This is a genomic window from Kitasatospora sp. NPDC086009 (assembly GCF_044540385.1).
Lineage (GTDB): Bacteria > Actinomycetota > Actinomycetes > Streptomycetales > Streptomycetaceae > Kitasatospora.
This window is the reverse complement of record NZ_JBITSA010000003.1, coordinates 289227-315781: the sequence shown is the minus strand read 5'-3', so window position 1 is coordinate 315781 and position 26555 is coordinate 289227. Positions and strand designations below refer to the sequence as shown.

General features: G+C 75.1%; 25 protein-coding genes. 6 read left to right on the top strand and 19 right to left on the bottom strand.

Annotated elements, in window-relative coordinates; genetic code table 11:
• Positions 1-128: 128 nt before the first annotated feature.
• From ACIF6L_RS10580 to ACIF6L_RS10540, 9 genes are all read right to left on the bottom strand, one after another.
• A complete protein-coding gene (locus ACIF6L_RS10580) occupies positions 129-1349 on the bottom strand; it encodes a type III PLP-dependent enzyme (RefSeq protein ID WP_396487862.1) in 1221 nt (406 codons plus the stop codon).
• 88 nt (positions 1350-1437) lie between these two features.
• Complete coding sequence (locus ACIF6L_RS10575; protein WP_396487860.1) at positions 1438-3168, bottom strand: IucA/IucC family protein; 1731 nt, start codon at positions 3166-3168, stop codon at positions 1438-1440.
• A complete protein-coding gene (locus ACIF6L_RS10570; RefSeq protein WP_396487858.1) occupies positions 3165-4433 on the bottom strand; it encodes an MFS transporter in 1269 nt (422 codons plus the stop codon). The genes ACIF6L_RS10575 and ACIF6L_RS10570 overlap by 4 nt, the downstream gene beginning before the upstream one ends.
• Entirely contained in the window at positions 4430-6223 is a 1794-nt protein-coding gene (locus ACIF6L_RS10565) for an IucA/IucC family protein (RefSeq protein ID WP_396487856.1), read from the bottom strand. The genes ACIF6L_RS10570 and ACIF6L_RS10565 overlap by 4 nt, the downstream gene beginning before the upstream one ends.
• On the bottom strand, positions 6220-7434 hold the full coding sequence (locus ACIF6L_RS10560) for an acetyl-CoA carboxylase biotin carboxylase subunit family protein (protein WP_396487854.1): 1215 nt from the start codon (positions 7432-7434) through the stop codon (positions 6220-6222). The genes ACIF6L_RS10565 and ACIF6L_RS10560 overlap by 4 nt, the downstream gene beginning before the upstream one ends.
• Positions 7435-7561: 127 nt before the next feature.
• The gene (locus tag ACIF6L_RS10555; protein ID WP_396487853.1) at positions 7562-8566 is read right to left on the bottom strand and encodes an ABC transporter substrate-binding protein; all 1005 of its coding nucleotides are present in this window, start codon (positions 8564-8566) and stop codon (positions 7562-7564) included.
• 110 nt (positions 8567-8676) lie between these two features.
• On the bottom strand, positions 8677-9522 hold the full coding sequence (locus tag ACIF6L_RS10550; protein ID WP_396487851.1) for an ABC transporter ATP-binding protein: 846 nt from the start codon (positions 9520-9522) through the stop codon (positions 8677-8679).
• Complete coding sequence (locus ACIF6L_RS10545; RefSeq protein ID WP_396487849.1) at positions 9519-10571, bottom strand: FecCD family ABC transporter permease; 1053 nt, start codon at positions 10569-10571, stop codon at positions 9519-9521. Before ACIF6L_RS10545 ends, ACIF6L_RS10550 begins: the two co-directional genes overlap by 4 nt.
• Positions 10568-11530 carry an iron ABC transporter permease gene (locus tag ACIF6L_RS10540; RefSeq protein WP_329492333.1) on the bottom strand — a complete coding sequence of 321 codons (963 nt, stop codon included), beginning with the start codon at positions 11528-11530 and terminating at the stop codon, positions 10568-10570. The genes ACIF6L_RS10545 and ACIF6L_RS10540 overlap by 4 nt, the downstream gene beginning before the upstream one ends.
• A gap of 210 nt (positions 11531-11740) precedes the next feature.
• Here ACIF6L_RS10540 and ACIF6L_RS10535 point away from each other — a divergent pair, with 210 nt between their 5' ends.
• Both ACIF6L_RS10535 and ACIF6L_RS10530 read left to right on the top strand, forming a co-directional pair.
• The gene (locus ACIF6L_RS10535) at positions 11741-12547 is read left to right on the top strand and encodes a (2Fe-2S)-binding protein (protein WP_359804266.1); all 807 of its coding nucleotides are present in this window, start codon (positions 11741-11743) and stop codon (positions 12545-12547) included.
• Between the two features lie 59 nt (positions 12548-12606).
• Entirely contained in the window at positions 12607-13008 is a 402-nt protein-coding gene (locus tag ACIF6L_RS10530) for a VOC family protein (RefSeq protein WP_329490531.1), read from the top strand.
• Between the two features lie 135 nt (positions 13009-13143).
• Here the strand turns inward: ACIF6L_RS10530 and ACIF6L_RS10525 are convergent, their stop codons facing one another.
• From ACIF6L_RS10525 to ACIF6L_RS10500, 6 genes are all read right to left on the bottom strand, one after another.
• Complete coding sequence (locus tag ACIF6L_RS10525) at positions 13144-13641, bottom strand: hypothetical protein (protein ID WP_396487846.1); 498 nt, start codon at positions 13639-13641, stop codon at positions 13144-13146.
• Positions 13638-14027: a hypothetical protein gene (locus ACIF6L_RS10520; RefSeq protein WP_329490533.1), complete on the bottom strand. Its 390-nt coding sequence runs from the start codon at positions 14025-14027 to the stop codon at positions 13638-13640. The genes ACIF6L_RS10525 and ACIF6L_RS10520 overlap by 4 nt, the downstream gene beginning before the upstream one ends.
• A complete protein-coding gene (locus ACIF6L_RS10515) occupies positions 14024-15583 on the bottom strand; it encodes a hypothetical protein (protein WP_329490534.1) in 1560 nt (519 codons plus the stop codon). Before ACIF6L_RS10515 ends, ACIF6L_RS10520 begins: the two co-directional genes overlap by 4 nt.
• Complete coding sequence (locus ACIF6L_RS10510) at positions 15580-15921, bottom strand: type VII secretion target (RefSeq protein ID WP_396487843.1); 342 nt, start codon at positions 15919-15921, stop codon at positions 15580-15582. The genes ACIF6L_RS10515 and ACIF6L_RS10510 overlap by 4 nt, the downstream gene beginning before the upstream one ends.
• Before the next feature lie 113 nt (positions 15922-16034).
• Complete coding sequence (locus ACIF6L_RS10505; RefSeq protein ID WP_396487841.1) at positions 16035-17405, bottom strand: MFS transporter; 1371 nt, start codon at positions 17403-17405, stop codon at positions 16035-16037.
• A 410-nt stretch (positions 17406-17815) separates the two neighbouring features.
• On the bottom strand, positions 17816-18691 hold the full coding sequence (locus tag ACIF6L_RS10500) for a MerR family transcriptional regulator (RefSeq protein ID WP_396487839.1): 876 nt from the start codon (positions 18689-18691) through the stop codon (positions 17816-17818).
• A 189-nt stretch (positions 18692-18880) separates the two neighbouring features.
• Between ACIF6L_RS10500 and ACIF6L_RS10495 the strand changes: the two genes are divergently transcribed.
• Genes ACIF6L_RS10495 through ACIF6L_RS10485 form a run of 3 tightly spaced genes read left to right on the top strand, consistent with a single transcriptional unit; the run spans position 18881 to position 22349 of the window.
• Positions 18881-20515 carry a flavin-containing monooxygenase gene (locus tag ACIF6L_RS10495; RefSeq protein WP_396487838.1) on the top strand — a complete coding sequence of 545 codons (1635 nt, stop codon included), beginning with the start codon at positions 18881-18883 and terminating at the stop codon, positions 20513-20515.
• The gene (locus ACIF6L_RS10490) at positions 20512-21459 is read left to right on the top strand and encodes an alpha/beta fold hydrolase (RefSeq protein ID WP_396487837.1); all 948 of its coding nucleotides are present in this window, start codon (positions 20512-20514) and stop codon (positions 21457-21459) included. The genes ACIF6L_RS10495 and ACIF6L_RS10490 overlap by 4 nt, the downstream gene beginning before the upstream one ends.
• Positions 21456-22349 carry an SDR family oxidoreductase gene (locus ACIF6L_RS10485; RefSeq protein WP_329490541.1) on the top strand — a complete coding sequence of 298 codons (894 nt, stop codon included), beginning with the start codon at positions 21456-21458 and terminating at the stop codon, positions 22347-22349. The genes ACIF6L_RS10490 and ACIF6L_RS10485 overlap by 4 nt, the downstream gene beginning before the upstream one ends.
• 53 nt (positions 22350-22402) lie before the next feature.
• On the opposite strand, the gene ACIF6L_RS10480 is transcribed toward ACIF6L_RS10485, so the two are convergent.
• The 4 genes from ACIF6L_RS10480 to ACIF6L_RS10465 form a co-directional block, all read right to left on the bottom strand.
• Positions 22403-23506: a serine hydrolase domain-containing protein gene (locus ACIF6L_RS10480; protein WP_396487835.1), complete on the bottom strand. Its 1104-nt coding sequence runs from the start codon at positions 23504-23506 to the stop codon at positions 22403-22405.
• Between the two features lie 5 nt (positions 23507-23511).
• Positions 23512-24450, bottom strand: coding sequence for a DUF6895 family protein (locus ACIF6L_RS10475; protein WP_329490543.1), 939 nt, complete (start codon positions 24448-24450; stop codon positions 23512-23514).
• Positions 24447-25259: a hypothetical protein gene (locus ACIF6L_RS10470; protein WP_396487832.1), complete on the bottom strand. Its 813-nt coding sequence runs from the start codon at positions 25257-25259 to the stop codon at positions 24447-24449. The genes ACIF6L_RS10475 and ACIF6L_RS10470 overlap by 4 nt, the downstream gene beginning before the upstream one ends.
• A 93-nt stretch (positions 25260-25352) precedes the next feature.
• Complete coding sequence (locus ACIF6L_RS10465; RefSeq protein WP_329490545.1) at positions 25353-25541, bottom strand: hypothetical protein; 189 nt, start codon at positions 25539-25541, stop codon at positions 25353-25355.
• A gap of 188 nt (positions 25542-25729) precedes the next feature.
• On the opposite strand from ACIF6L_RS10465, the gene ACIF6L_RS10460 reads away from it, so the two are divergent.
• Positions 25730-26503 (top strand): SDR family NAD(P)-dependent oxidoreductase, encoded by a 774-nt coding sequence (locus ACIF6L_RS10460; RefSeq protein ID WP_396487830.1) that lies wholly within the window; start codon positions 25730-25732, stop codon positions 26501-26503.
• Positions 26504-26555: the final 52 nt, after the last annotated feature.

The window sequence follows — 26555 nt, the reverse complement described above, 5'->3', positions numbered from 1 at the left end:
GCTCCCTTCGCTGGCTACCACTTTCGCACGTCAGTGCGGTGTTGACCTTCGCCAGCCCCCGGAGCGCCCGTCGCGGGCGCCGGGCGGCGGGCCGGGGGACGCGCTCCCGGTCCGCCGCCCGGCCGCCGTCAGCCGTCCTCGCCCAGGTAGTGGAAGCCCGGGCGGGGGTGCATCAGGAACTCGTGGTGCGAGATGTTCCACGCGTAGGCGCCGGCCATCGCGAAGAGCACCCGGTCCGCGGTCCGCAGGCCCCGCGCCGCCGGGGCGGCGTGCGCGAGGACGTCCTTCGGGGTGCAGAGCTGCCCGGCCAGGGTGGCCCGGCCGGTGGTGACGGTCGGGCGCGGCCACGGGTGCGGCCAGGCGTCGACCGGCAGCACGGCGAACGGCTGGTCGTGCCCCCGGGTGGCCGGGGTGCGCAGGTGGTGGGTGCCGCCGCGGACCACCGCGAAGTCCTCGCCGTGGCTCTGCTTCACGTCCAGCACCTCGGTGGCGTACCAGCCGCAGTACGCGGTCAGCGCGCGGCCCGGCTCGATCCGCAGGGTCGGCCCCGGGTGGCGCTCCAGCAGCTTCGCCAGGCCCTCGCCGAAGGCCGTCCAGTCGAAGCGGGCCCGGGGGTCCGCGTAGTCGACGGCCATGCCGCCGCCCACGTTGACCTCCGCCAGCGCGAAGCCGTGCCGCCGGGCCGTGCGGGCCGACCACTCGACGATCTGCCCGGCGACGGCGAGCTGCTCCGCCGCCGCCAGCCCGCTCGCCAGGTGGGCGTGCACGCCGCGCAGCCTCAGCCGGGGGAGCAGCGGGCCGAAGGGCCCGAGCGGGTCGGTCAGCAGCCGGGCGCAGGCCTCGGCGCGGTCCGGGTCCAGCCCGAACGGGGTCGGGCGGCCGCCCATCGCGAGCGCCACCGTGTCCAGCGCGCCCGCGCCGACCGGCAGGTTGACCCGCAGCAGGACGTCCACCGCGGCGTCCGGCCGGTCGGTCAGGGCGGCGGCGAGCCGGTACAGCTCCTGCTCGCTCTCGACGTGCCAGCGGTGCACCCCGGCGTCCAGGGCGGCCACGATCTCGGCGGGCGTCTTGCCCGGTCCGCCGAAGGCCAGCGGCGCGTCCGGGACGGCCTGCCGCACGTGGGCCAGCTCGCCGCCGCTGGAGACCTCGTAGCCGTCGACGGCGGCCCGCAGCGCGGCCAGCACGGGCGCCTCCGGGTTGGCCTTGGCGGCGTAGTACAGCTCGACGCGGGCGGGCAGCGCGGCCCGGACGGCGGCGGCGTGCGCACGCAGCGCCGCCAGGTCGTAGACGTACGCGGGCAGCGCCTCCGGGGCGAGCGCGGCGACGTGCCGGCGGACGGCGTCGGTCATCGGTGACTCCAGGTGGGGACGGCGGCGGCGGTCGGGCGGCGGGCGGGCCTGCGCCGCACCCGGTCGGCGGTCGGGCGGCGGGCGGGGCTCACCGGCTGCTCCAGGCCGGCGTGCGGGCGGCCGGCAGGCGCAGCCGCGCGGCCTCCGCCAGGACGGAGCCGGCCAGCGGCGAGGGCAGCCGGACGTAGCCCGCCTCGCGGTCGGGCCGGCGCTCCCAGCGGGTGAGCAGATTCGCCTTGGCGGGCAGCGGCACCCCCGCCAGCAGGGCACGCAGCCGGGGCGGGCGGCCGTGCGCGTCGGCGTACTCCTGCAGGGTGTCCCGGACGGCCTCCCACAGGGCGCCCTCCGCCTCCGGGTGGCGGTCGGCGAGCGCGGCCAGCAGCTCGGCGACGTGGTTGACCAGCAGGCAGTAGACCACCCGGTCCCAGCCGCGCTCGGCGTCGTAGGCCATCGGGCCGGCCACCTCCGGCGGCAGCGCGGCGAGCAGCGCGGCATTGCGGTCGGGGACGAGCTTGGTGCCCTCCAGGTCGCGGAAGAGCACCTGGGCGGGCCGCCCGGCGGCGTCGACGCCGATCAGCACGTTCTGCAGGTGCGGTTCCAGCACCACGCCGTGGTCGAAGTAGGCGGCGAGCACCGGCGGGACGAGCAGCCGCAGGTAGTCCGTCCACCAAGCGAGCGCCTCGCCGGCGTCGGCGTCCTCGCCGAGCAGCCGCGAGATGTGCGCGGAGCTGGTCGGGTGCTCGTCGGCGACGGCGGCGGCCAGCAGCGGGGTGACGCCGGGCCGCAGCACCCCGGCGAAGCCCTCGCGGACGATCAGGCCCAAGCCCTCGTACAGGGCCCGGTCGGGGAGGCCGTCCGCGCCCGGCAGGGCCAGCGTGCGGAAGGCCGGTTCGCGCAGCATCGCGGCGTTCGGGTACCGCTCGGCGAGGTCGCCCAGCGCGGGGGCCAGCAGCCGGGTCAGCGCGACGGCGCCGGTCAGCTCGTACGCCGCGTTCTTGCGCAGGCAGTTGGTGATCCGCACGTTGAGGCTGAACTTCAGGAACGCGCCCGCGCCGTGCAGCGTGCGCACCGAGGCGGTCGCGGCGAAGGGCTCACCGCCGGGCCCGAGGTCCACGACGTCCCCGCGCTCCAGGGCGCCGCGCAGCAGCGGGTGGTCGGCGAGGAGTTCGTACTGCCAGGGGTGGACGGGCAGCAGCCGGTAGCCGACCGGGGCCCGGCCCAGGCCGTCCAGCAGCGCCGTCGCCGAGGCGTCCAGCGAGGACTCCGCGATCAGCTCCCGCCGCACGGCGAGGTGCCGCAGCCGGAACGCGGCGCGCGACTCGGGGGCGTAGGCGCGCCAGTCGCCGCGCTCGGCCGAGCGGGACTTGGGCGCGGGGTGGAAGCGGTGGCCGAACAGCAGGGCCTGCTCGGACTCCAGGTAGCGGTCCGGGCCCGGGGCCGGCCGGTTCTCCAGCCCGGCGCGCACGCCCGCGTGACTGGACGTCAGCTGGTCGAGGAACTCCTCGTTCACCGTGCCGGTGCGCAGCTCCAGCTCGTCCTGGACGTGTCCGGCGAGCTCCCGCCAGGCCAACGGGACCCAGCCCGCGGCCCGTTCCTCCTCGACCGGGCCGGTGAAGCGGTGCGCGCCGAGCAGCGAGGTGCGGCGCAGCGCGACCCGGAGCAGGACGCCCCGGCGGGGCAGGCGCATCAGCAGCCGACCGTCGGTGACCGCGGTCTGGTGTTCCGGTCCCGAGACCTCCCGCAGCAGGCAGTTGAGCAGGGTGTGGGCGACCGCGTCGTCGGGGGTGGGCAGTTCGTGGTCGGTCAGGTCGTGTGTCATCGGCGACTACTCCAGCGGATGCGGGTCGGGAAGACGAGTGTGGCGGCCGCGGTGGCGGCCAGCAGTGCGGCGGCGGTGCCGACCAGCACGGGGGCGGCGGCGCCGAAGCGGCCGTTGGCCAGCGCGGCGACGGCGCCGGCGGCCACCGCGCCGCCCTTGGAGACGAATTCGAGGGTGCCGAACATCCGCCCCGGTGCCCGGCCGCGGGCGGCCTCGGCGGCCAGCACGGAGAGGCAGACCAGGCCGAGGGTGAGCCCGGCCCCGAGCAGCAGCCGGACGGCGACGAACGCCACCAGCGAGTGCGCGGCGGCGTGCCCGGCGAGGCCGAGCGCGACGAAGCCGAAGCCCAGCGCGATGCCGGCGTGCGGGCGGGCGAGGAAGGCGGTGTGCGTACGGGCGGCGAACGCCAGGTAGCACAGGTGCGGCAGGGCGAACAGGATGCCGGTCGTCGTACCCGAGACCCCGGGCAGCCGCTCCTGCGCCAGGGATATCAGATAGGGGAACGAGATGACGGTGGCGAAGACGAACACGAACTCGAAGGTGTAGAGCAGGCCGATCGGGGCGGGCCGGGCGGCCGCGGCGCCGGGGGCCCGGTCGCTGCCGGGGCCGCTGCCGGTGGCGGTACTGGTGTCGGTGGCCGGGCCGCCGCCGCCCCGGGCGGCCGGGTCGGGCTCCGGCAGGAGCGACAGGAACAGGGCCGCGGTCAGCGGCAGGACGGCCATCAGCAGGTACTGCCGGTGCGGGTCGATCCACGGGGAGAGCGCGCCGACCAGGATCGGCGCGGCGACCAGCGCGGCCCGGGCGCTGCCCTGCATCAGGGTCAGCGCGAGGGAGAGCTTCGAGCCGTCCAGGGCGGCCGCCAGGTAGCCGTTGGTGGCGGCGAAGGTGCCGCCGAGGAAGCCCTGGAGGACGAGCGCGAGCGTGAACGCGGGCAGGCTGTCGGCGGCTCCGGCCAGCAGGAACGAGACGGTGAGGCCGAGTTGGGCGCGGAGCAGCAGCCGTTTGCGGCCGAACCGGTCGGCGAGCCGGCCCCAGAGCGGGGCACCGAGGGCGCTGAACACGGTCGGGACGATGTAGAGCACGCCCGCCCAGCGGCCCTGCGGGTCGCCGAGGGCCGGGAGGATGGCCGTCAGGTAGGGCGGCAGGCCGAGGGCGGCGAAGGAGGCGACGAAGTAGCACGCGGCCACCGCGTGCACCTGGCGCCGGCCGAGCCCCTCGGGGCGGGTGGTGCTGCCGGGGTGCTGCGGCAGGGTGTCGACGCTCATCGGGTGGCCCCGGCGCCGCCCGCCGGTGCTGCCGCGACGGCGTCCGGGCGGAGGTAGTTGGGCCCGTCGGTGTAGTGCTTGTTGATGTCGGCGGCGCCCGAGCGCTGCTTGGTGAGCAGGGTCCCGGCGGTCACCATCGCCTTGACCGGCAGTCGCTCGGCGTCCAGCAGGGCGGCGCGCAGAGGTGCGCCGGCCGGACCGATCCGTTCGGTGGCCTCCGCCAGCCGTTTGCGCAACAGGTCGAGCAGGTCGCCCAGTTCGGCGCGGCCGTGGGCGGCGAGGCCGAACGCCAGGGAGCCGGTGCAGAGGTGGCCGGTGATGGTGGCGAAGAGGTCGGTCAGCGGCCGGTCGCCGTCGCCGAAGATCCGGGCGTCGTCGAACTCCGCCCGGCCGGGGCCGTGTTCGCCCAGCGTGGCGGCGAGCCGGCCGGCGTGGATCCGCGGCCCGTCGTCGTCCTTGTAGAGCAGCCGCAGGCCGCCGTCCTCGTCGAACACCACCGAGGTGTTCTGCTGGTGGGACTCCAGCGCGATGCCGTAGCCGAAGAGCGTGGCCTGCCAGTCGAGCAGCAGGTCCAGCAGGGCGTCGTAGAGGGCGACCGGGTCGCCGCCGTGGAAGCGGTCGGCCAGGTGGTCGATCACCAGGCGTCCGCCGGGGGCGGGGGCCAGCAGGGCGGCCAGCGGGACGGTCACGGCGCGGTCCAGGCCGGCGTCGGCGGGGTAGCGGCGGAGCAGCACGGCGAGCAGTTCGTGGCCGGCGTGGGCCCAGCTCTGCTCGTCGGCGTGCAGGATCCGGTCGGCGAAGCGGGGTTCGCGGGCCAGCACGGCCTCGATCAGCCGCTGCCCGGCGGCGCCGTCGACCAGCGTCCCCGGCTTGATGGTGCGGCGGTTGAGCCGGCCCAGGGTGGCGGTGGCGAGCGGGAGTTTGAGGTGGTGGCCGGGGTCGTCGGCGACGGCCACGGTGCGCATGGAGAGGGTGGGCACGACGGTCAGGTAGGGCCGGTCGGCGAGGACCGCGCGGCCGTCGAGGCCGGCCGCCCGCAGTGCCCCGGCGAGCGGCTCGCCCACCGTGAGCGGGTGCACGGGCAGGGTGGTCCAGGCGTCGTCACCGCCCGCCAGGTCGAGGCCGAGCCAGCTCGGGGTGGGCCACCAGCTGGGCAGCGGCCGGTCGCCGTGCACGGTGAGGGCACCGGCCGGGACGGCGAGCCAGCGCAGTTCGAAGGCCGGGTGGAACTCCGGTGCGTAGGCGCGCAGCTGGGGCTCGGTGAGACCGGAGCGGCCGCGGGCGGTGGGGTAGACCGGGTGGTCGAGGTGGGCGGCCAGGGCGTCGTGCCCCAGGGCGGCGGCGGGGCCGCTCCAGCGGGCCGGGTCCGCGCCGTAGAGGTCGGTGAGGGCGGTGTGCACCTCGGCCCGGGTGCGCTCGTGCAGCTCCATGGTGGCGAGGGTCTGCCGGCACTCCTCGGTGAACGCCGCCCAGCCGGGCCGGTCCGCCGCCTCGGCGAGGCCGGTCAGGGCCGCCAGGACGGCCTCCAGACCGGTCAGCGGGGCGCCGTCCAGCTCCAGCAGCGGGAGCCGGGCCGCGTACTCGCTCTGGAAGCCCTCGGCGACCACCGGCAGGGCGAGGCCGGCCGGGGCCAGCAGCAGCCAGCGGCCGTCCGCACGGTCCTGCGGGGTGCTGCGGGTCCGCAGCCCGAGCACGTCCTCGCGCAGCAGCGCGGAGAGTACCCGCAGGGTCAACTGGTCGGCGACGGGCGGGGTGTCGGCCGGTGCGTCGGGGCGGGTGGCGGCGCTCACGGGGTGATCTCCCAGCGGTTGGCCGTGACGAAGCGGGCGACGGCGGCGTCCACGGCCTGCTGGTCGGTGCCGACGGCCCAGATCACGCCGAGGTAGTCGCGGTTGGCGTGGTGGAGCTCGTGGCGCTCACCGAGCGGGCGGACCGGCTGGTAGCTGAGCCGGACGCCGTCGCGCTCCTCGTGATGCGGGCCGGGCGCGGCGGTGAGGGTGCCGGCCCGGTCCGCGCAGACCGCCTCGTTGCGGGCCCGCTTCGCGGTGGCCGCGCAGTGCTCCGTGAGGCCTTCGGGCAGCTCACGGCCGAGGTGCGCGGCGAGGATGTGCTCGAACAGCGGGATGTCGAGGATCTCGGCGAGCATCAGGTCGCACTGGTCGCCGATGGCACGGTAGTTGACCTCGATGATGCGCGCCCGGCCGTCCGGCTGCACGACGAACTCGGTGTGGCAGGCGCCGAGTCCGACGCCGATGGCGTCCAGCTGCGCGAGGATCTGCTCGACCACCGGCCGCGGGTGGTCGGGGACGAACTCCAGCATCTCCTCGATGAAGTGCGGGGGAGCGGAGAGTCTGGTCCGCAGCCCGCCGAGGACGTGCCGCCGCTTCCCGTCGCCGAGCGTCTCCAGGGTGCACAACTGCCCGTCCAGGAACTCCTCGACGACCAGCGCCGCGCCGGGCCGCCGCCGCTGGATCTCGGCGCAGCGCAGCTCCAGCTCCGCGCGGTCGCCGACCAGCGAGACGTCCTCGCTGGCGACGCCCTCGCGCGGTTTCACCACGGCCGGGAAGGGGACGTCGAACTCCCGCAGCGCGGAGGGGTCCTGGCCGGGGTCGAGCTCGAAGGAGCGGACGGCGTCCAGGCCGGCGGCGGTCAGGTGGCGGCGCAGCTCCCCCTTGTTCTTGGCCCGCAGGGCCGCCTTCCAGTCCTTGGCCGGCAGCCCGAAGTACTCGGCGGCCAGGGCGGTCTGGGTCTGCAGGTGGTCGCTGTTGCTGAACACCGCGTCGGGGGCCTCCCGCCGGGAGATCAGCCCGATCACCTCGCGGAAGTCCCGGACGTCGCACTCCACCACCTCCGGCGCGGACGCCAGCGCGGCGTAGGCGTCCCGGTGCGGCTCGGCGTGGTCGGTGAGCACCGTGACGTCGAGCCCGAGCCGTGCGGCGGCCGGGAGGAAGCCCTGGGTGACCGAGTCGGTGGGGTTGAGGGCGAGCAGGTAGAGCCGCATGTCGGGTCTCTCCGTGACGGGGGCGAGGGGCGAGGGGCGAGGCCTGGGGCCGGGCGGCCGGGCGGGCGGCCACGCGGGGCGCGGGGCGGGGCGGTGGGCCCCCGCCCCGCGCACCCGGGGCGGGCGGCTACTTGGGCGCGTCGACGCCGGCGGCCTTGGCGATGTCACCGAGCATGGCCTCGGCGGCCTGGACGCCGATGCCGGACATCCAGGTCTCGTCCGGCACGTTGAACACCTTGGCGTTCTTGACGGCGTTCAGGCCCTGCCAGACCGGCGTGCCCTGGACCTCGCTCTGCTTGGTCTTGGTCGGGTCGTCGGCGACGGTGACGAAGACCAGGTCGGCGTCGGCCTGGTTGATCTGCTCGGCGCTCACCTCGATGATGTTCTGGTCCACGTCCTGGGCGGCCGGGCGGCTCAGGCCGACGTCCTTCAGCACCACGCCGCTGTAGGAGGCCTTGGCGTAGAGGCGGGTCGGGCCGGCCACGAAGCGGACCACCGAGGCGGTCGGCTCGGTGCCGCCGTTCTTGGCCTTGATCGCCTCGCCGAGCCTGGCCGCGCGGGCCTCGTAGTCGGTCAGCGCCTTCTTGGCCTCGGCCTCCTTGCCGAGGGCCTGGGCGTAGAGGGCGAGGTTCTCCTTCCAGGGGAAGCCGGTGGTCTCGGCGAGCACGGTCGGCGCGATGGCGTTGAGCTTGTCGTAGACCTTGGCGTGCCGGACCTTCGAGGAGAGGATCAGGTCGGGCTTGAGGGAGGCGATCAGCTCCAGGTTCGGCTCGGCCATCGGGCCGACGTCCTTGGTGTCCTTGATCTTGTCCTTGAGGTAGTTCGGGAAGCCGCCCTCGGTCTTCATGTGCGGGGACACCGCGCCGACCGGGGTGATGCCGAGCAGGGTGACGTCGTCCAGCTCACCGCTGTCCAGCACCACGACGCGCTTGGGCTGGGCCTTGATCTCCGCGGTGCCGGCGGCGTGCGTGACACTGCGCGGGAAGCCGGCCGCGGCGGGGGCGGACGCGGCGTCCCCGGCGGGCTTGGCGCTGTCGCCGCCGGTGCTGCCGCAGGCGGCGAGGAGCGTCGTGGAGAGTGCGGCGGCGAGGACGGCGGCGGGGACTCTGCCGGCGCGGGCGGAGCGGGTCATGACGGTTCCTTCTCTTCGGTGCGGGGGTGCCGGACGGTGCCGGCGGGGTGCGGCGGGGCGGCGGCGCGGTCCACGGGTGAGCGGGGTCGGCCGCGGGGTGGTCGGGCGGGTCAGCGGGCGGCGGCCCGCCCGGTCCGGGCTCGCGGGACGACCAGCGGGGTGCCGGTCTCCGGGTCGGGCACGACCTGGCACGGCACCTGGAAGACGGCCTCCACCAGGTCGGCGGTCAGCACCTCGGCGGGCGGTCCGGCGGCGGCCAGCCGGCCGTCCTCGAGGACGACCAGGTGGTCCGCGTAGCGGGCGGCCTGCCCGAGGTCGTGCAGCACCATGACGACGGTGCGGCCGGCCTCGGCGTGCAGGTCGGCGACCAGGTCGAGGACGTCCAGCTGGTGCCGGAGGTCCAGGAAGGTGGTGGGCTCGTCGAGCAGCAGCAGGTCGGTGTCCTGGGCGAGCGCGAGCGCGATCCAGGCGCGCTGGCGCTGGCCGCCGGAGAGCCGGTCCACCTGCTGGTCGCGCAGGTCGGTGGTGCCGGTGCGGGCCAGCGCGTCCTCGACGGCGGCCTGGTCGGCCTTGGACCAGGGGGTGAGCAGCCGCTGGTGCGGGAAGCGGCCGAGCCGGACCAGCGCCTCGACGGTGATCGCCTCGGGGGTGACGGGCTGCTGCGGGAGCAGGCCCATCCGCTTGGCGAGCGCCCGGGCGGACATCCGGTGGATGTCCGAGCCGTCCAGGGTGACGGTGCCGGCGGCCGGGCCGAGCAGCCGGACCAGGCCGCGCAGCAGGGTCGACTTGCCGCAGGCGTTCGGGCCCACGATCGCGGTGACGGCGCCGCCGGGCAGCTCCAGGTCGAGGCCGTCGACGACCACCCGGTTGCCGTAGCGCAGGTGCAGGCCGTGGGCGGCGAGGCGGTTGCCCGCCGGGTCGAGGGCCGTGGAGGGGGTCGCCACGTCGGGGGTCATCGGTCGCTCCTCTGGGGAAGCCGGCCCTGGCGGATCATCAGCGCCAGGAGCCAGGGCGCGCCGAGGGTGGCGGTGACGGCACCGACCGGCAGGCCGTGGACGGGGATCACATGGAGCACCAGGAGGTCGGCGGAGAGCAGCAGCACGGCGCCGGCGAGCGCGGTGAGGCCGAGCGTGCCGAGGGTGGGCGGTCCGGCCAGCAGGCGGACCAGGTGCGGGACGGCGAGCGCCACGAAGGCGACCGGTCCGGTGAGCGCGGCGGCCAGCGAGGCCAGCGCGATGGAGAGCAGCAGCAGGACGAGCCGGTCGCGGTTCGGGTTCAGGCCGAGGCCGCCGGCCGAGTCGTCGCCGAGGTCGAGCACGGCGACCCGTCGCTGGCTGAGCACCACGGCGACGAGGGTGAGCGCGATGGCGGTGCCGCCGATCCAGACCTCGGTCCAGTCCCGTCCGTAGAGCGAGCCGGTGGTCCACTGCATCGCCGAGGAGGCCAGCTCGGCGGGGAACCGGACGATCATCAGGTTCACCGCCGCGGCCAGGCCCTGCTGGACCGCCAGGCCGACCAGCACCAGCCGGGTGACGGCCATCCGCGACCGCCAGGCGAAGCCGCCGAGCAGCAGGGCGGCGAGCAGCCCGCCGCCGAGCGCGGCGAGCGGGATCAGCTCCTGCGAGGCGCCGGTGGCGAGCATCAGCACCGCGCCGAACGACGCGCCGCCGGTGACGCCGATGGTGTCGGGGGAGGCCAGGGGGTTGCGGAAGAGCCGTTGCAGCATCGAGCCGGCCACCGCGAGCGCGGCGCCCGCGATCAGGGCGGAGACCACCCGGGGTGCCCGGAACTCCTGCACCACCAGCACGTTCCCGGCGTCGCCGAGCCCGACCAGGGCGCGCAGCGCCTCCCAGACCGACATCTCGACCTGGCCGGTGCCGAGCGCGATCCCGGTCAGCAGGACCAGCAGGGCGGCGGCGAGCAGCGACCAGGCGGCGGTGCGGGCCCGGCGCCGGGCCGCCGTGCCGACGGCGGTGGCGGGCACCGCCGGGGTCAGGACGCTCATCGGGCCACCTTCCGGGCCAGCACCGCGAGCAGCGGCGCGCCGAGGAAGGCCGTCACGATGCCGACCTCGATCTCGGACGGCCGGGCCACCAGCCGGCCCAGCACGTCGGCCGCGAGCAGCAGCAGCGGACCGGTGATCAGGCAGCCCGGCAGCAGCCAGCGGTGGTCGTTTCCGAGCAGCGGCCGGACCAGGTGCGGCGCCGCCAGCCCGACGAAGGCGATCGGTCCGGCGACGGCGACGGCGCTGCCGGCCAGCAGGACGACGGTCAGACCGCCGAGCACCCGGATCCGGGCCACCGGCACGCCGAGCGCCTGGGCGCTCTCGTCGCCGAGGGCGAGCGCGTTGAGCGAGGGCGCCACGGCGAACGCGCCGACCAGCCCGAGCGCCAGGAACGGCAGCAGGGGCGTCAGGGTGTCCAGGTGGCGCCCGGCGATGGAGCCGGCCAGCCAGAACCGCGCCTCGTCCAGCGTGCGGTGACTGGCCAGCATCAGTGCCGAGGTCCAGGAGGTGAGCACCACGGTGAGCACGGTGCCGCCGAGGGCCAGCCGGACGGGGTCGAGGTCGCCGCCCCGGCGGGACATCGCGTAGGCGGCCACCGCGGCGACGGCCGCGCCGGCGAAGGCGAACCAGAGGTACTCGACCGGCCGGGTGAGGCCGAGGGCGTAGATCGCGGCGACCACGGCGAAGCCCGCGCCCGCGTTGATCCCCAGCGTGACGGGTGAGGCGAGCGGGTTGCGGGTGACGCCCTGGGCGACCGCGCCGGCGGCGCCGAGCGCCGCCCCGATCGTCAGCCCGATGACCGTCCGGGGGACCCGAAGGCCCGTCACCACGTCGGCGTCGCCACCGTGCCCGGCGCCGGTCAGAGCGTCGATCACGGTGGAGAGCGGGATGGAGCGGGAGCCGAGAGCGAGGCTCAGCGCGGCGCACAGCACGAGCGCGCAGACGCCGGCGGCCAGCAGGAGCGGCCGCCGTAGCGTCGGGTGTCGGGGGACCGCCGGGGCCGTGGCGGCCGGCGGGTCGGTTCTCAGCACAGGGCGAGATCTTAGGTTAGGCAATCCTTATCTCGTCAAGTCCTGGCGACTTGGTACGGACCAGGCCGAGTTCGGCCCCCGTGGCGTGCGTACCGCGTATAAGGTGAGGCTCACCTTAGCCGATCTCGGGGAGTACCGATGATCTTGGGGGCCACACCCGTGCCCGCCGCCCCATGCGCCCCTTGTCCTCTCTACGCGGACTACCGGCGGCTGCTGGACCTCGCCCCGGCCCTGCGGGTCGACGTGCTCGGCGCGGTCGAGGCCGCGCCCACACGTGCTCAGGGCTGGTACTCCGCCGTCGAGCTGGCGGCGGATCCGACCGCGCTGGCCGACGCGCTGGCCGGTGAGGAGGCCCGGATCGCCGCCGAGCACGGCAAGGCCCCGCGCCCCCACGTCACCGCCTCCCGGCTGCTGCACCACTACCTCTGGTCGGTCTGCGTCCTGATCGCCGGCCCCTGGCACCTCGCCCGCCGGGTCCCCGTCATCGACGGCGCGGACCTCTGGATGCACGCCCCCACGGGTGACTTCGCACTCCGTCCACGCGCCCACAGCACGCTCCCGGGCGACGACGAACTGCGCGCCGAACTGCGCGCCTCCGTCGTCACCCACGTCGAGCCGCTGCTCACCGCCTTCTCGGGCGCCACCCGGCGCGGCACCCGCGCCCTGTGGGGCATGGTGACGGACGATCTGGCCTCCGCCGTCTGGTACCTCGGCCGGATGCTCGGCGAGGAGTCCGCCGCCGTCGCGGCCGCCGGAGCGGTGCTGCCCGGCGGCACCCAGCCGCTGCTCGGCGCCGCCGACTTCCGGCTCCTGCGCGGCGAGGACGGGCGCGGCCACCCGACCCGCACCCGGCTCGGCTGCTGCCTCTACTACGCGATCCGGCCGGACTCCGCCTGTATCACCTGCCCCCGGACGCCGGACGAGGAGCGGCTGCGGCGGCTCTGAGGCGGGCGCCCCCGTCCCCCGGGCTGAGGGAATGTCAGGTGCCCCGATAGGCTCGCCCGATGATCGATTCGACGATGCGGGTGCGGGTCGCCCGCCCCTCCCGGGACCTCGCCGCCGCCGAGCGGTTCTACGTCGACGGCCTGGGGCTCGACGTCCTCTGGCGCACCACCGAGCGGGTGTCCGGCGAGCACGACCTGATCATGGTCGGCCCGGCCGGCGGCAGCTGGCACTTCGAGCTCACCCGCGACCCGGAGCACCCGCTGGAGCCGACACCTACCGTCGACGACCTCTTCGTCGTCTACCTGGGCGCGCCGGTCGACGAGGCCGCCGTGGCCCGGCTGGAGGCCGCCGGCGGCACCCGGGTCGCCGCGCACAACCCGTACTGGGACGAGTACGGCGTGACCGTCGCCGACCCGGACGGCTACCGGCTGGTGCTCTGCAGCCGGACCTGGGGCGCCTGACCCCGCCTGCCGGGTCCGGGCGTCGCCGCCGGAGTGGGAAGTCGGCCCGGCCGACTTCCCACTCCATGAGCGCCGTTGCTCCCGACTCGCCCCGGCCTCGGCGGCCCGGCCGGTCTCCCCGGGCCCCGGCGGCGGTCAGCCGACGGTGACCCGGACGTCCTTGACCGCCAGCACCTTGCAGGAGGCGGCGTCGCCCGGCTCGCGGCAGGAGGCCCGGTCGACGTAGTGCCAGGTGAGCGTGGTGCTGCCGGCGGCGGTCGCGGTCCAGGTCTGGCGGACGGTGTGGCCGCAGCCCGCGGAGTCGGGCGGGCAGCTGCTCAACTTGGCGTCCGCGTCCCGGTGCAGGACGGCCCGGTCGCCCTCGCCGGTCAGCTGCCAGCCGTGCGGCAGCGGGGCGGAGGTCAGGCTGACGCCGACCGAGCGGCCGACGGCCAGGTGGACGTCGGCCGGTTCGAAGGCCGGCTTGCCGCCGGCCACGGCCTCGGCCTCCAGGTCGGCGGGCAGGGCGAGGACGGTGTCCGGCCGCTCGTCCGACGACGGCCCGCCGGAGGACGAACAGCCGGCCACCGGCGCCAGGACCAGCAGGGCGGCGGCCGCGAGGGCGAGCGGGCGGCGCGGGGATCGGGCGGTCACCGGGCGTCCGCCTCCCGGGCGTTGCGCCGCAGCTCGATCAGCGCCGCGACCTCCGCCAGCCAGCGCGCGAACAGGTGCTCGCGCCCGAGGTCGGCGCCGCTCGCGGCGGCGGCCTGCAGCCACTCGCGGACGACGGTCCGGCCCGGCTCGCCGATGACCGGCTCGGGCAGCGCGAGGGCCGCCGCGAAGCCGCCGGCGCGGACGTGCTGGGCCAGGAAGCCCAGCGGGTACGCGCCGATGCCCGCCGCCTCGGCGCGGTGGGCGGCCGCGATGGCGGCCTCGGTGAACAGGGCCTGGCGCGGGCCACCGGTGAGCAGCAGGCCACGGGTGATGGCGGCGGCGACGTCGAGGTCCGCCAGTTCGGCGTCGGGGCGGACGTTCGTCATTTCGGCAGCTCCAGCGCGGTCGACTTGTTGAGGGGGTGTTCACCGGGGGTCAGTCCGCCGAGCTGGCTGTTGACGAACTGCTCCTCGGTCACCCAGGAGGTGAAGCCCCAGGGGTTGTAGACCTGCAGCTTGTCACCGTCCCGCCCGATGATCATCATCTGGTGACCCGAGTCGTCGTTCCGCACGGTGATCGGGACGGGCAGGCCCTCGTCGACGGACTTCTCGATCCGCGCCAGCGCCGCCCGCCGGTCCTCGTCGCTCTCCAGCTCGACGTGCTCGTAGTCGGCGCCGGTGGCCTTGCCGAGGTCCTTGTCGGCCAGGTAGGTCTGGGCCTTCGGCCCGAGCCCGCTGTCCACCTGCGGGTAGACCTTCTTGTTCCCGTCGACCCGCTGGCCGTCCTTGTACTCGTTGAGGTACGTGTCCTGAAGCCGCTTCTCGAAGTTCTCCGGGGAGTCGGCGCCGGGGGCGTCCGGGGTGCCGCCGGTGGTCAGCTGGAACATCATCAGCGGGTCCAGCTTGGCCTGGGCGATCACGGTGGAGGCCGCCACGCAGTCGCTGACGTTGCGCTGCGAATAGAGGCCGTAGCCGTCGATGTTGACGTTCTGGCCGCCGTAGGTGACGTCGAGGTTGTCCGAGGACTCCCGGCCGGTGTCGCCGGTGCTGGTGGCCGGCACGAGGTGCTTGGCGAGCCAGGCCGGGTCGTCGCCGTGCGGGTGGATCTGGGCGTCGAACCGCTGGATGTCGGACACCGAGTGCCCGGCCGCCAGCGCCTTCCAGAGGTAGGCCGCCTCCTCGGGGGACTTCGCGCCGGACAGCAGCGCGCGGAACGCCGCCTGGTCGGCGCCGGTCATCACACCGAGGGTCTGGTTGGCCCGGTCGAGCTGGTTGGGCGTGAGGATGTAGCCGCCGTCCTCGCCCGCGCCGGGGTTCTTCTCGGTGGCCAGGACCACCGCGGCCAGCGGGTCGATCGAGCCCATCCCGGCGCGCGAGGCGCGCGCCGCGGAGGCCAGCTGGTTCAGCTTGCTGGCGGTGCTGGTGCCGGTGCTCTCCACCCGCCGGGCCGCCGCGAGCCGGGCGTCGACGCCGGCCAGCGCGGTCGCCATCGCGTCCTGGTCGAAGCCGCCCGGGTCCTGGCGGGCCCGCTCCCCGGCGGACCGCAGCTGTTCGCGGCCCTGGGTGTCGGTCTTCTTCGCCCAGTCCAGCTCGCTCGCCCAGGTGTCCAGCAGGACGGCGGCCTGGGCGAGGGTCTGCTGGGAGGTGGTGGTCTCCTCCGACATCGCGTGGATCGCCTGCGTCGCGTGCTCGGCCACCGAGCCGCTCCAGACCGCGGGCAGCTGGTTGGTGGCGATCCCGGAGAGGTCCTGCGAGGCCTGGCCGAAGGAGGCCGCCGCCTGTCCGTAGTCCTTGGCGCGGGCCTGCACGGCGCTCACGTCGCCGACCGGCTCCGGCACGGCCAGCGCCTGGTCGATCCCCTCCAGCAGGTGGAGGTTGGCGAACATGAAGTTCACCTTCTCGATGGTGTGCCGCGCCTTCTCCAGATCCTTGACCTTGCTCACCGGCCGCCGCCCGCCGGCACCAGCGAGGCCGTGATGGCCTTCTCCGCGTTGCGGTAGTTGGCCGTGGTGGTCGACATCTTCTGGGACAGCTCGTCCAGCGCGCGCTGGGTGACGGTGATCTCCTTCGACCAGGCGCTGTCGAAGGAGGACCACGCGCTGTCCATGCCGAACTCGCCGAAGGCGGTGGCCGCGTAGCAGACCGAGCCCGCGTAGGCGGTCTTGGCCGCGGCGATGTCCGTCGCCGTCTTGTTCAGTTGGTCCGTGACGCCGCTCAGACCGGCCACGCTGACGCCGTATCCGTCCCCGCCGCCGCCGCCTGGCGCTGCTCCGTCGCTCATGCTTCCCCGTTCCCCCGTCTTCCGGTCCGTCGGTCCACCTGCCACCGGTGCCCGCGCGACGGTACGGCGCGGACACCGGGGAGAGAGCCTAACCTGTGGTGGGGGACAGGGTATTACGCCCGGGAGGGCCGGATCGGCTCCTCGCTTTCTTCACGGCCGGCCCGCAACGGCCGCACATTCGGGGCGTTCTGCGCGGTCTTCACCCCACGGGCCGGGACCGGCCCGACCGCCAAGTCCAGGGTGTCCGCCTTCACCGGTACCGCTGCCGGCAGTGGTACCGGCAGCGCCGAACGGCGCGGGTAGCGGCGGTCGGTGGCCGTCGCGGCGGTGAGCAGCAGGGCGGCCGCCGCGGCGACGACGGTGATCCGGAACGGCGCTTCGGGCGCGAGGTGGTCGGCCGCCCAGCCGCCGAGGAACGTTCCCGCCGACTGGGCCAGGATGATCGCGCTGACCAGCGCCGCCATCGCCTCGCCGAGCCGCGCCGTCGGCACGGTCCGCTCCACCAGGCCGAACATGGTGATCATCTGAGGTGCGACGGCCATGCCCAGGCACCCGACGGCTCCGGCCAGGGCGAGTACGCCGCCGCCGGAGAAGAGCAGCAGGACGGAGGTGGCGAACAGCAGGACCGTCCCGGCCCGCAACCGGGCCGCCAGCTCCCAACGGGCCGGCAGCGCGGCGGTGGCGATGCCCGCGAAGGCACTGGTGAATCCCATGAAGCCGTAGATCAACCCCGCCGCACCGGGCCGGCCCAGCGCGTCCGTGGTGGCGGTGACCCCGACCTGCACCGAGCCGAAGCAGGCGCCCAGCAGCGCCATCCCGGCGAGCAGCAGCACGTACGGAGGGCTCATCAGGGGCTCGGCGGAGCGCCGCCGGGCGTCCGGCCCGGTACCGGGCGGCGCGGTCGGGTGCAGCGCGAACAGGGTGGCGCCGACGCCGACCAGCGCCGCCGCGGTGAGCAGCCCGGCGGCGGGGGAGACCAAGGTGGCGAGCAGACCGACCAGGGCCGGCCCGGTGGTGAAGCTGACCTCGTCCACGATGCCGTCCAGCGAGAGCATCGAGGACGTCAACTCCGCGTCCCCGCCCGCCAGCCGGACCCAGCGGCTGCGTGACAGCGGCCCGACCAGCGGGACCGAGAGGCCGATCAGCGCGGCCGGCGCGATCTGCGCGGCGAGCGGCAGACCGCCCTCGGACGCGGCCACCAGGGCGAGCACCGCGACCGTGTTGACGAGCGCGGTGACCAGGCCGACGGTGCGCTGCCCGCGCCGGTCCGCGAGCCGGCCGACCAGCGGCCCGCCGACCGCCTGACCGAGGGCCAGCGCCCCGGCCACCACCGAGCCGCGCCAGACGCTGCCGGTGTTCCGGGTGACCAGCAGCAGGGTGCCGATCGGGCACATCGCGTTCGGCAGCCGGCCGAGCAGCGACCAGAGCAGCACTCCACCACCCGTCAGCTGCGCCGCCGAACGGAACCTCGTGACCACGGACATCGTGCTGCACCCCCACGCGGAGCCGGGGTGGGCGCCCGCCTCCCACCACCGGCCCGAGCCGGTACCGGCGGCCCGCGGGTGAGCTCCGACCGTACGACCTGGATGATCACCCGGGTAACCGTATGATCACCCAGCGCAGTCGAGTCGGAGCGTTCGGTCACCTTGGAGGACCGCCCAAGGGCGGCCGGAGGGTCGCCCGGCGCGGCGCGACCCGCCCGGTTCGGTGCGCCGGGTCCGAGGGCGGTCCGAGGGTGGCCGGACCGTGGTGCGGCCGGACCGGCTCAGCCGACCAGCGCGGCGCGGATCCGGTCCAGGATCTGCCCCGCGCCCGTGTAGCCGATGCCGAGCATCCAGAGGCCGTCGTCCACCTGGTAGACCCGCCCCGGATCCCTGCCCGCGGGAGGGTGCGGCTACGCCTGCGCGCGGGGCGTGCCGGGGTCGCCCCGGCCGTCCGCGTCCCGCCGGTCGTCCGCTCCGCCGTCCTGTCGGTCGTCCGTACCGCCGTCCTCCCGCTGCTCCCGGCGCTGGCGCAGCAGCCCGTCGTACTCGGCGTGCACCCGCCGGTCCATGGCCAGGGCGAACTGGGCGTCCGTGACCGTCCGGGCCAGTGGCCGCACCCGGAGGATCTGCTCGGTGAGGCGGGCCGCCTCACCGGGGGGCAGCGGGGTGTCGGCGGCGAGCGGGCCCAGGAGCTGGTCGCGGGCCAGCGCGGTGAAGATCTCGGCGATCGCGTCCACGTGCTCCTGGGCGCGGCGGCTGGCCTCCAGCACGACCGCGAGCGGCACGCCTTCGGCGACCAGAGCCGTGGTGGCGTCCATCAGCCGCCGGCTGACGTGGGTGATCCCGTCCTCCTCGACCGAGATGTAGCCCTGGGCGACGGACTCGGCGGTGTTCTCCTCGGTGAGCTGGTCGCCGAAGGCGGTCTTCAGCTCGTCCCAGTCGAGGTGGACGGGCGTCTCGTCCGACCAGGGCGCGATGATCGCGGCCTCCAGGCCGATCAGCTCGGCGACGTCCCGGCCGCTCTCCCCGGCGCCGATCAGCTCGGCGATGCCGCCCAGGGTGTGGCCGCGCTCCAGCAGTTCGGCGATCACCCCCAGCCGGTGCAGATGGGCCTCGCCGTACCAGGCGATCCGGCCCTCCTTGCGCGGCGGCTGGAGCAGCTTGCGCTCGCGGTAGAAACGCAGCGTCCGGGTGGTGATGCCGGCCGCCTCGGCCAGCTCCTCCACCCGGTACTCGCGTCGTCCGTCGCCCGCACCCGCTCTGACCTTGTCCACGGCGCTCAGCATAGGACCGGCGATCGCCGAAGTGACGTGGCCGGGCTTCTTCCCCCCGTCGGCGACAGGGGCTACTCTGCCAATCGTGCCAGTGATTGCTGGCATGGTTATCGCGACGGCATGACGGCACGATGGCAGGACGCACGACGGCACGTCGCGGCAGTGCGCACCTCACGGCCCCCACCCTCAGGAGGACGCCGCATGGCATCCAGCACGAAGCGCCCCCGCCCCGACGCGTCCGACCGGGCCCCGCTCGACGCCTCGACCGGCCCGGCCGACACCGCCCCGGACACCACCTCGGCCCCGGAAGCCACCCCGGCCGCACCCGACGCCCCGCACGTCCGGGTGGCCGTCATCGGCTCCGGCTTCGGCGGCATCGGCGCCGGCGTCCGGCTGCGCCGCGCCGGGATCACCGACTTCGTCATCCTGGAGCGCGCCGACTCGGTCGGCGGCACCTGGCGGGACAACAGCTACCCCGGTTGCGCCTGCGACGTCCCCTCCCACCTGTACTCCTTCTCCTTCGCGCCCAACCCCGACTGGCCGCGCAGCTTCTCCGGCCAGCCCGACATCCGCGCCTACCTGGAGAAGGTCACCGACGTCTTCGGCATCCGCCCGCACCTGCGGTTCAACGCCGAGGTCACCGAGGCCCGCTGGGAGGCCGACCGGACCCGCTGGCGGATCACCACCACGGCCGGCCAGTGGACGGCCGACGCCGTGGTCTCCGCCGCCGGGCCGCTCGCCGACCCGCAGATCCCCGACCTGCCGGGCCTGGACTCCTTCACCGGCAAGGTGTTCCACTCCTCCCGCTGGGACCACGACTTCGACCTCGCCGGCAAGCGGGTCGCGATGGTCGGCACCGGCGCCTCCGCCGCCCAGATCATCCCCAACATCCAGCCCGAGGTGGGCCGGCTGACGGTCTTCCAGCGCACCCCGGCCTGGGTCCTGCCGCGCCGCGACCGCGCGATCACCGACGCCGAGAAGTGGCTGCACACCCGGCTGCCCCTCACCGCCAAGCTCCGCCGGGGCACCCTCTTCGCGCTCCGCGAGCTCCAGGTGGACGCGTTCGTCCGCCGGCCCGGCCTGCTGAAGCTCGTCCAGCAGCTCGCCGAGCGGCACATCGCCCAGAGCGTCACCGATCCGGCGCTGCGCGCCAAGCTCACGCCGGACTACCGGATCGGCTGCAAGCGCATCCTGCTCAGCAACACCTACTACCCGGCGCTGGCCGCCGCCAACACCGAGGTGGTCGCCGCCGGCCTGCGCGAGGTGCGCGGCTCGACCCTGGTCGCCTCCGACGGCAGCGAGCACGAAGTCGACGCGATCGTCTTCGGCACCGGCTTCCACGTCACCGACATGCCCATCGGCGCCCGGGTGTTCGGGGCCAACGGCACCAGCCTGGCGGAGGAGTGGAAGGACGGTATGGAGGCGCTGCGCGGCTCCACCGTGCACGGCTTCCCGAACCTGTTCTTCGTGATCGGCCCCAACACCGGCCTCGGCAACAGTTCGATGATCCTGATGATCGAGTCCCAGCTCAACTACCTGGTCGACGCCCTCACCACGCTCGGCTCGGTCGGCGCCACCGCGATGCAGCCGACCGCCCGCGCCCAGCGGCACTGGAACCTCGAACTCCAGCACCGGATGGACCGGACCGTCTGGACCACCGGCGGCTGCCGCAGCTGGTACCTGGACAGCAGCGGCAAGAACACCGTGCTCTGGCCCGGCTCCACCACCTCCTTCCGCCGGGCCACCCGCAAGGTCGACCTCGCCGAGTACGAGCTGATCATGCGGACCGTGCCGGCAGACCGGAGCGCCGGGTCGCCCGAGGAGGCGCTGGCATGAGCCCCGCGATCCCCGCCGACTGCGTCCCGCCCGCCCCCGCCGAGGAGTTGGTGATCCGCTCGGCCGACGGGAGCCGGCTGCACGCCGAGATCCACGGGCAGCCCGGCGCCCCGACCGTGGTGCTCGCCCACGGCTGGACCTGCTCGACCGTCTTCTGGGCGCCGGTGATCCACCGGCTCGCCGACCGCTACCGGGTGGTGGCCTACGACCAGCGCGGCCACGGCCGCAGCGAGGTCCCGCCCAGCCGGCTCCGCTACTCGACCCGGGCGCTCGCCGAGGACCTCTCCGCCGTGCTCGCCCGGACCGTTCCGGCGGGGGAGCGGGCCGTCCTGGTCGGCCACAGCATGGGCGGTATGACCGTGATGGCCGCCGCCGGCCGCCCCGAGGTCGCCGAGCGGACCGCCGCCGCGGTGCTGGTCTCCACCGGCCCGGCCGACCTGGTGACCGAGCTGCTCGTGCTGCCGGAGGCGGTGCGCCCGGCACGGCTGCGGCGCTTCCTGCACCGGCAGGGCCTGCGCTCCCGGCTGCCGCTCGGTCCGGTCGGCCCGGTCAGCCGTGCGGTGCTCAAGTACGTCACCATGGGGGCGGGTTCGCCCGCCGACCGGGTCGAGGCGACGGCCCGGGTGGTGCACGCCTGTCCGACCGCCGTCCGGGCCCGCTGGGCCGGCGTCCTGGACTCGCTCGACGTCCGCGCCGGGCTGGCCCGGCTCACCGTGCCGACCGCCGTCGTGGTCGGCACCGACGACCGGCTGACCCCGCCGGCGCACGCGCACCGCATCGTCGCCGCGCTGCCCGACCCGCAGGGGCTGCTCCTGCTGCCCGGGGCCGGCCACATGGTGCCGATCGAGCGGCCCGCCGAGGTCGCCGCCGAGATCGAGCGGCTCGCGACCGCCCACCTGCCCGCCGTCCACCGTCCTTCCCCCCAGAGGAGCCTGACCGCATGAGTGCCACGTTGCCGCTGTCCGCACAGGTCGTCGTCGTCACGGGTGCCGCGCGCGGGGTCGGCGCCGCCCTGGCCCGCAAGCTCACCCTGCAGGGCGCCAAGGTGGCCCTGCTCGGGCTGGAACCGGCCGAGCTCAAGGAGGTCGCCGCACTCTGCGGCCCGGGCGCCACCGCCTGGGAGGCCGACGTCACCGACATCGACGCGCTCACCGAGACCGCCCGCCGGATCAAGGAGCACTACGGCCGGATCGACGTGGTGGTCGCCAACGCGGGCATCGCCATCGGCGGCCCGCTGCTGGACAGCGACCACCGGGCGTTCAGCCGGGTGATCGAGGTGAACCTGCTCGGCAGCGTGGCCACCGCGCGGGCCTTCCTGCCGGCCCTCGCCGAGAGCCGCGGCTACCTGCTCCAGATCGCCTCGCTCGCCGCGCTCACGCCCGCCCCGCTGATGAGCGCGTACTGCGCCAGCAAGTCCGGTGTCGAGGCCTTCGCCCACTCGATCCGCGCCGAGGTCGCCCACCAGGGTGTCAAGGTCGGTGTCGGCTACCTAAGTTGGACCGACACCGACATGGTCCGCGGCGCCGACCAGGACGCCGTCCTCAAGCAGATGCGCGACCGCCTGCCCTGGCCGGCCAACAAGACGTACCCGCTCGGCCCGGCCGTGGACCGCCTGGTCGCCGGCATCGCCCGCCGCTCCGCCCACGTCTACGCCCAGCCCTGGCTGCGCGGCATGCAGCCGGTCCGCTGGATCCTGCCCTCGCTGATCGCCGCCGTCGGCTCCCGCGACATCGCCCGGCTCGCCCCGCAGCTGGCCGCCACCGCGGCCTCCCGCCTCCGCCCGGTCGGCGCCGGCGGCGCCGCGGACAGCGCCGCGCACCCCGAGAAGCCCTGACCGCCGGGCCCGGCCGGCCCCGTCCCGCCGGGCCGGCCGGGCCGGGGCACCGCTCAGTTCGCCGGCTTCGCGAGCTGTTTCAGAGTGTCGTACGCCGACTGCACGAAGCGCCCGTCGAGCGCCGGACCGGTGTTGGTGAGGGCGGCCACCGCCGTCGCGGTCTGCGGGCAGAAGCCGACGACGACGGTGAACCCGCGGGTGGCGCCGGAGTGGAAGTAGAGATCGCGGCCGTCCGGCGTCCTGCGCAGGTTCCAGACCAGGCCGATCCGGTCGCCCGATCGGGACAGCCGAAGCCGTGGGCGCTGGACGTCGCGCAGCGCGTGCCCCAACTCGCCTTCCTCCGGCGACAGGTGGGCGCGGAGGAAGCGCAGCACATCGGCGCCGCCGGCTCGGACGGCGCCGGCGCCCGGCAGCCCGGGGATGAGCCACGGCGGGATCGGGCGACCGCGCCGGTGACCGGTGGCGCGGTGCGGGGCGTCGGGGGAGCAGGTGGCGGTGCGCAGGCCGAGGGGGCGGCAGAGGCGGTCGGCGAGCAGCTCGGCGTAGCCGGTGCCGCCCGCCTCGGCGAGCAGCCGGCCGAGCAGGCCGACCCCGTAGTTGGAGTACCCGTAGCGCGTACCGGGCGCGTGGCGCACGCTGGTTCGGGCCACGCCGGCGCGCAGCCGTCGGTCGTCGAAGCCCGCGTACGGATTGCGGGCCCAGCTGGGGAGGGCGGTCGCGAGCAGTCCGGGCGGGAGCTTGGGCAGGCCCGAGGTGTGGGTGGCCAGGTGCAGCAGCCGGATCGGGCCGCCGTGCCGGACGTCCGGCGGGCACCAGCCCGTTGGGAGGTGCCGCTGCAGCGGGTCGTCCAGGGCGACTTCGCCCCGTGCGGTCATGACGGCGAGCAGCAGGGCGGTGAACGTCTTGGTGACGGAGCCGAGTTCGTAGACGGTCTCGGGCGTGCAGGGCTCCCCGTCGAGGGCGGTCCGGCCGTGGCAGTGGACGGCGGTCCGGTCCCCGCGGGCCACGGCCAGCGTCACGGCGGTGGCGTACGGCGCGGCGGCCCGGACGAGGGCGGGGACCTGGTCCGCACCCGGGCCGCTGAAGCCGTCCAGGCCGCCCTCCGCCGCCCGGCGGGCGGCGGAGGGCGGGCCGGTCATCGTGTCCGGGTCGGTCATCGCGTTCAGGCCGCGACCGCGGCGCCGCCGAGTGCCCGCGACAGGGTGACGGTGCCGGCCACCACGGCGACGACGGCGGTGTGCTCGTGGTCGCGGAAGGCCTGCTCGGGGTCGTCCGAGACCGGCTCGGCGCTCTCGCGCGGGATCAGCCCGTCCTCGCGCTGGATCGCGGCCAGCGCCTCCCAGCCCTGCGTGCCGGTGACGGGCTCCCCGATGCACGAGTCGACCACCAGGAGTTCGCCGACGAGGTCCCACTGGCCGACCTCCAGCCAGGTGTCGACCCAGACCGGAAGCCAGTTGCGGACGTAGTCGCGCATCGGTTCGGGCATGCCCTCGGGCCGGGCACCCCAGTCGGTGAGGTGGAAGACGGCGTGGGTGATGTGGTAGCCGGTCAGCCAGTCGATGGCCCAGGGCTCCGGTGTCGCGCCGAGCCAGGTCCGGGAGGTGAGGGCGTCCCAGTCGTCGGGCTGATTGCGCAGTCCGATCACCCGGCGCGCGTTGGCGAGGGCGAGCCGCCGGTTGGGCATCATCTCGATGGCCTGGATCCCGCGGACCTTCGTCAGGGACTCCAGGAGCTCCTCCAGCGGGGCGTGCCGGTAGCCGGACCGGGCGAAGTGGACGTACGTCTCCAGCGGGTCGGTCATCACGGGGTAGCGCAGCAGCCGCTCGTACAGGAGGTTCCCCTCCCGCAGTTGGGACCAGCCGAAGTCCAGGAGTTCGCGGGCGATGCGGGCGTCGTGGGGGCCGGTGACGCCGTCGCGCAGGACGAGTGACGCGGCGAGGGCGGACTCGGCGAGCGGCTTGTAGGCGTTGTTCGGATCGGCCAGGTCGATGGTGACGTCGTCGGGGAGCCGGCCGAAGCCGCGCTCGTGGCAGTCGTGCAGCCAGGCCATCGCACGCGATCCCAACTGCTGTGCGGAGGACAGGAGCTGGTTATCGGTCATGAAGCCGCTCCGCTCAGCAGGTGTTCGGCAACAGCGAGTTCGAGTGCGGTGCGTGCACTGCCGTCACCCACGGCCCGGATCCGGTCCAGCATGGGTTCGACCTCCAGGGGCAGCGGCCGTCCGTCGGCGGCGAGCCAGGCGAGCCATCTGGTCAGCCGGGCGGCGACCCGGTAGTCGCAGCGCAGCAGCGAACGGACGGCGCCGCGCGCCAGGGCGAGACCGTGCTCGCGGGCCGCGTCGTGCACGGGGCCGTCGAGGCCGGGGAGGGCGAGGGCGGACAGCTGGGCCATCCGGACCGACCAGGCCTGCCAGGCGTGGGGCTCCGGCCGCGGGGCGTGACCGGGGTGGGGCACGCCGCGGTCGTGCGCCGTGTCGCCGGCCGGTTCGGGGAACAGGGGGTCGGCGGCGGGTCCGGGCGCCCGGGCGAGCAGCACGGTGGTGGCCCAGTCCCGCCACGCGGCGACGAGGACGGCACCGGCCGCCCGGTCGTCGTCGGCGGACCGGGCGGAGACGGGGGACCCCGGTTCGGTGGGCGCCGGAAAGCCGGCGAGGGGGAAGGCCCGGTGGGCTTCGGTCAGCAGCAGGACGGCCTGTTCGTCGGCCCCGGCCACGCCCAGCACCTGCGGTGCGAGCACGTCCGGCCCGAGCACCCGGGCAGCGGCGAGGACCGGACGCGGCGCGGGGCCGGTGTCGGGCGCGGCGGGCGCGACCGCGCCCTCGACGCCACGGAGGGCGTCGAGGGTGCGGCCTGCCAGCCGCTCCACCGCTGCGGCGTATTCGTCGCGGAGCGAGAGATCGGCGGTTGGCATGGTGCGTACTTCTCCTTGAGAGGGCTTCGCGGTGTCACGGGCTCGCTGTGCGCCCGCGGACTCCGCGCGGTGCCGGGTGCCGTCGGTCCCGAATTACCGGGTCTTCTCCTTCGGCGGCTTCGGCGACAGCAGCAGCGCTCCTGCCAGGAGCAGCAGGGCGGCGGCTTCGGGGCGGTACGTGGGCGCGTCGCTGACGGTCGCCTCGTCCTCCGTGATCAACATGCCTAGTGCGTCGAGCTCGGCCTGGGTGGCGAGCGTCGTCCGCGTGGTCTGAGTAAGCATCTGAGTGCCTCCTCATCGAAGTTCCATCGCCCGGTCCGGCGATGCCCCCTTCATCGACAATAGGAGCACGAACCATCCGGCGCCACCGCAGTACGCTCCGTGACCACCGTCACCGAGAGGTACTTCACCGGCGCGCAGCGAGAGCGCCAGGGGTGTCGCGGATACCCGCGAGTAGATACGGTCGCTGCATGACCACTGCCTTGATCACCGGCGCGACCGCCGGCATCGGAGCCGCGTTCGCCCGCCGGCTCGCCCGGAGCGGCTACCGGCTCGTCCTGGTGGCCCGGGACACCGAGCGGCTGGAGCGCGCGGCCGCCGACCTGCGGGCGAAGTTCGGCATCGACACCGAGGTGCTCACCGCGGACCTCGCCACCGAGGTCGGAATCGCGGCCGTCGAGACCCGGCTGGCCGACCCGGCCCACCCGGTGGACCTGCTCGTGAACAACGCCGGTTTCGGCAACAAGGGCGCCTTCCTGACCGTCCCGCTCCAGGACGAGCTGGACATGCTGAAGGTGCACGTCGAGGCGATCCTGCGGCTCACCACGGCGGCGCTGCCCGGCATGCGCGAGCGCGGCCGCGGCGCGATCGTCAACGTCGCCTCGGTGGCGGCGTTCCTGCCGCGCGGCACGTACGGGGCCAGCAAGGCGTGGGTGGTGAGCTTCACCCAGGGCGTGATGCGCGACCTCGGCGGCACCGGCGTGCGGCTGATGGCGCTCTGCCCGGGCTTCACCCACACCGAGTTCCACGAGCGGGCCGGCATGGGCACCGGCAACATCCCCTCCTGGGGCTGGCTGTCCGCCGAGCGGGTGGTCGCCGAGGCCATGCGGGACCTGGCGCGCGGCCGCTCGCTGTCCGTGCCGAGCAAGCGCTACAAGCTCGCGGTCGCGATCGCCCGGGTGCTGCCGTCGGGCAAGCTCGGCGGGGTCTCCTCGAAGGCGGCGCGGACGTACCGGACCGACTGACGTACCGGTTCGGCGGGCGGGCCGGCGGGCCGGCGGGCTGCCTGGCGGGCGG

Excerpts from the sequence above, each read along its gene's own strand:
- ACIF6L_RS10580 (WP_396487862.1), bottom strand. The coding sequence starts at position 1,349 with ATGACCGACGCCGTCCGCCGGCACGTCGCCGCGCTCGCCCCGGAGGCG.
- ACIF6L_RS10575 (WP_396487860.1), bottom strand. The coding sequence starts at position 3,168 with ATGACACACGACCTGACCGACCACGAACTGCCCACCCCCGACGACGCG.
- ACIF6L_RS10570 (WP_396487858.1), bottom strand. The coding sequence starts at position 4,433 with ATGAGCGTCGACACCCTGCCGCAGCACCCCGGCAGCACCACCCGCCCC.
- ACIF6L_RS10560 (WP_396487854.1), bottom strand. The coding sequence starts at position 7,434 with ATGCGGCTCTACCTGCTCGCCCTCAACCCCACCGACTCGGTCACCCAG.
- ACIF6L_RS10555 (WP_396487853.1), bottom strand. The coding sequence starts at position 8,566 with ATGACCCGCTCCGCCCGCGCCGGCAGAGTCCCCGCCGCCGTCCTCGCC.
- ACIF6L_RS10550 (WP_396487851.1), bottom strand. The coding sequence starts at position 9,522 with ATGACCCCCGACGTGGCGACCCCCTCCACGGCCCTCGACCCGGCGGGC.
- ACIF6L_RS10545 (WP_396487849.1), bottom strand. The coding sequence starts at position 10,571 with ATGAGCGTCCTGACCCCGGCGGTGCCCGCCACCGCCGTCGGCACGGCG.
- ACIF6L_RS10535 (WP_359804266.1), top strand. The coding sequence starts at position 11,741 with ATGATCTTGGGGGCCACACCCGTGCCCGCCGCCCCATGCGCCCCTTGT.
- ACIF6L_RS10530 (WP_329490531.1), top strand. The coding sequence starts at position 12,607 with ATGATCGATTCGACGATGCGGGTGCGGGTCGCCCGCCCCTCCCGGGAC.
- ACIF6L_RS10520 (WP_329490533.1), bottom strand. The coding sequence starts at position 14,027 with ATGACGAACGTCCGCCCCGACGCCGAACTGGCGGACCTCGACGTCGCC.
- ACIF6L_RS10510 (WP_396487843.1), bottom strand. The coding sequence starts at position 15,921 with ATGAGCGACGGAGCAGCGCCAGGCGGCGGCGGCGGGGACGGATACGGC.
- ACIF6L_RS10505 (WP_396487841.1), bottom strand. The coding sequence starts at position 17,405 with ATGTCCGTGGTCACGAGGTTCCGTTCGGCGGCGCAGCTGACGGGTGGT.
- ACIF6L_RS10500 (WP_396487839.1), bottom strand. The coding sequence starts at position 18,691 with ATGCTGAGCGCCGTGGACAAGGTCAGAGCGGGTGCGGGCGACGGACGA.
- ACIF6L_RS10495 (WP_396487838.1), top strand. The coding sequence starts at position 18,881 with ATGGCATCCAGCACGAAGCGCCCCCGCCCCGACGCGTCCGACCGGGCC.
- ACIF6L_RS10490 (WP_396487837.1), top strand. The coding sequence starts at position 20,512 with ATGAGCCCCGCGATCCCCGCCGACTGCGTCCCGCCCGCCCCCGCCGAG.
- ACIF6L_RS10485 (WP_329490541.1), top strand. The coding sequence starts at position 21,456 with ATGAGTGCCACGTTGCCGCTGTCCGCACAGGTCGTCGTCGTCACGGGT.
- ACIF6L_RS10480 (WP_396487835.1), bottom strand. The coding sequence starts at position 23,506 with ATGACCGACCCGGACACGATGACCGGCCCGCCCTCCGCCGCCCGCCGG.
- ACIF6L_RS10475 (WP_329490543.1), bottom strand. The coding sequence starts at position 24,450 with ATGACCGATAACCAGCTCCTGTCCTCCGCACAGCAGTTGGGATCGCGT.
- ACIF6L_RS10470 (WP_396487832.1), bottom strand. The coding sequence starts at position 25,259 with ATGCCAACCGCCGATCTCTCGCTCCGCGACGAATACGCCGCAGCGGTG.
- ACIF6L_RS10465 (WP_329490545.1), bottom strand. The coding sequence starts at position 25,541 with ATGCTTACTCAGACCACGCGGACGACGCTCGCCACCCAGGCCGAGCTC.
- ACIF6L_RS10460 (WP_396487830.1), top strand. The coding sequence starts at position 25,730 with ATGACCACTGCCTTGATCACCGGCGCGACCGCCGGCATCGGAGCCGCG.